The sequence below is a fragment of the Schleiferilactobacillus harbinensis DSM 16991 genome (assembly GCF_000425885.1).
In the GTDB taxonomy this organism is placed as follows: domain Bacteria; phylum Bacillota; class Bacilli; order Lactobacillales; family Lactobacillaceae; genus Schleiferilactobacillus; species Schleiferilactobacillus harbinensis.
In genome coordinates, this window is sequence record NZ_AUEH01000090.1 from 1 (window position 1) to 2,492 (window position 2,492).

Genomic DNA, 2,492 nt, shown 5'->3' on the forward strand with positions numbered 1-2,492 from the left:
AAAAAATAGCATTGCACTCGCAGATGCCACCCCCGAGCAATTACGGACTATCGTCCAAAATTTACTCCACGAAAACCAACAGATGCAGGAGCAGCGTAAGCGTCGAATAAAATAGCGTATTGAAGAGGCTCGTGCCGATCCCGTATGATTACAGGGTCAGCACGAGCCTCGCTCTTCACTATTCGAGCTCTGTTGATTGCTTGGTACACCGTTCTTTCATCTGCGGTGCCCAAGGCAAATACTTCTGCAGGTCATTCGGATCATCTGGTACCGGCAGATTGGGGAGCTCCTCAAATAGGAGCTTCAAATAAGCGCGCGTGTCCAGTCCGTTAGCTTCGGCTGTGCGCATGACGCTAAGGATGATGCCGCTCGCTTGGGCACCTTTGAAACTGGTGGAGAAAAGCCAGTTCTTCCGGCCCATGACGAGTTCCTTGATGGCCCGCTCGGCGCGGTTGTTGGAGATCTCCAAACGGCCATCGGTTAGAACAACTGCTAGGGCGTCCCGCTGATTGAAGGCATAGTCGACGGCTTTGCCCAGCTTGGTCTTGGGCAGCTGGCCCAAGTTTCCTAACCAGGTGTAGAACGCGTCCATCACTTTGGCCAGAATGGCCTGCCGTTTTTCTTTGCGGTCTTCCGGGGCAAGGTCGTGCCAGCGTTTCTCCAGAAGAAACATGACGTCGCAATACTCGACACCAATCCAGGCAGCACTCTTTTTGGCGTGCTCGATTTTGATCAGGTCTTCTTCGCTGGCCCGTTCTCTCGTGCGGGTGGCTTTCTTTGTCCGCTTCTGTTCACTCTCCGTCAAAGCATCAAAGAATTTCCGGCGGATGTGGGCCAGACAGGCAACGCGCACAACGTGCGGCAGCTTTTGATAGACTGCATACCCGTCGGTTTGGAGAAATCCGCTGTAGTCACCGAGCATCTCTTCGATCCAGTTGTATGATCGGCCGTCTTTGTGCTCGTACAGGATCACTTGATTCTCAGCGTACCGGCCGGAAGCGAGCAGCCAATAATAGGTCTTGCTCTTCTCACTTTCGATGACCTTATACGGCGTCTCATCGGCGTGGATGATATCTTGAGTGAGCAGTTCCTTTTTCATCAGGTCATGCAGGGCGCCCAGTCCATAATCAGCGGCCAAGATGTGCCAATTGATGATGTCTTGGCGCGTGATCGGCACACCCAACCTGGCCCATTGTTTCTCCTGTCGAAAAGCCGGCACTTTCTTCTCGTACTTCTCAATCAGTGTCTCCGCCAGGATCGACGGTGACGCCAAGCTGCTTCCGATGAATGCTTTAGGCACAGGGGCTTTGATGACATCACTGTGGATGCCATGGTCTTTGCAATACTGGCAAGCGTAGGCGTGGGCGATGTATTCAACCACTTGGAAAAATGCCGGGATCATATCCAGGACTTGGCGCATCATTGTACCGCCGATGTCCGCCATGACCCGCTGACAATTTGGGCAGATCCGCTCGCTCTCAGGTAATTCGAACTGTTTTTGGACGTGGGAGAACTGGGCGAGTTCAGCGGCCCGTTTCCCTTTCTTTTTGGTCCGCGTGTAGGTGATCGTTTCTTTGGTTTCTCCGGTTATTTCTGGAATATCCAGCTCCGGGACAACTTCTGTAAACAGATTGGTTTGTTCGGCATGATCCAGGGTCTCTTTCTTGAGGCCATACTGTTTCCTGGTTAAATACGCAATGCCTTCTTTAAGCAGTTGCAGTTCCTGCTTCAAATAGAAGACTTCTTGTTCCAACTGCCGTTCACGTTCAGTCCCGACCGCCTTAGCCATCAGCTCACCGCCTTTCCCACTTGGAATGATAAGTAGGATTATATCAAGCGGGGAGTACAAAAGGAAGCCCTTTCCCTGGCTTCTGGAAAGAGCTTCTAGTGGATGATGCCTGGACGGGCGGACCTGATGGTTCGCCGTTCTTCGATGGCCAGTCCGGTGAGCAGCCGCTTCAGCTGGCCATAGCGCAGCTGCTTGACCTCAGCTTGGCTGTGCGGCCATTGCATATGCCCATTCTCAAACCGTTTGTACAGCAGGAGAAAGCCGTCACCGTCCCAGTAAAGGGCCTTGAAGCGGTCACTGCGCGTGCCGCAGAAGAGGAAGAGCGACTGGTCGAAAACGTCTAAGTCGTATTCCTCTTGGACCAGCGTGGCTAGACCGTCGATCCCTTTGCGCAGATCCGTCCGGCCGCAGACGATGAAGATCTTAACGCTGGTCAGGTCGGGAAGCATTGCCGGTCAACTCCTGTAAGATGATGTGCGCCAGGTAGCCGTCAACGCCGTTATAGAGCAGCACCTCTGACTCGCCAAGCTTCACTTTGGCACCCAGCTTGGTTTTGACTGCCGGCACAGTACCGGCCCGGTTGATCAGCTCAACGGGAACTATATCTTTGATCTGAGTCATAAAACAGCCTCCAATCTACTTGATGTCCCAAGTATAATTGGAGGCTCGACCGGCTGGAAGCCGCTAGATTATTGGACGCTTA

3 protein-coding genes are annotated in these 2,492 nt (G+C 53.0%); all 3 read right to left on the reverse strand.

Features of this window, described 5'->3' with window-relative positions; translation table 11 throughout:
* Window positions 1-178: 178 nt before the first annotated feature.
* The 3 genes from tnpC to H627_RS0115225 all read right to left on the reverse strand — a co-directional run bounded on the left by tnpC (window position 179) and on the right by H627_RS0115225 (window position 2,410).
* Window positions 179-1,789: an IS66 family transposase gene (gene tnpC, locus H627_RS0115215; protein ID WP_035441345.1), complete on the reverse strand. Its 1,611-nt coding sequence runs from the start codon at window positions 1,787-1,789 to the stop codon at window positions 179-181.
* A 95-nt stretch (window positions 1,790-1,884) separates the two neighbouring features.
* Complete coding sequence (tnpB, locus tag H627_RS0115220) at window positions 1,885-2,238, reverse strand: IS66 family insertion sequence element accessory protein TnpB (protein WP_027829609.1); 354 nt, start codon at window positions 2,236-2,238, stop codon at window positions 1,885-1,887.
* Window positions 2,213-2,410, reverse strand: a complete 198-nt coding sequence (locus tag H627_RS0115225) for a hypothetical protein (RefSeq protein ID WP_027829610.1) — start codon at window positions 2,408-2,410, stop codon at window positions 2,213-2,215. Before H627_RS0115225 ends, tnpB begins: the two co-directional genes overlap by 26 nt.
* Window positions 2,411-2,492: the final 82 nt, after the last annotated feature.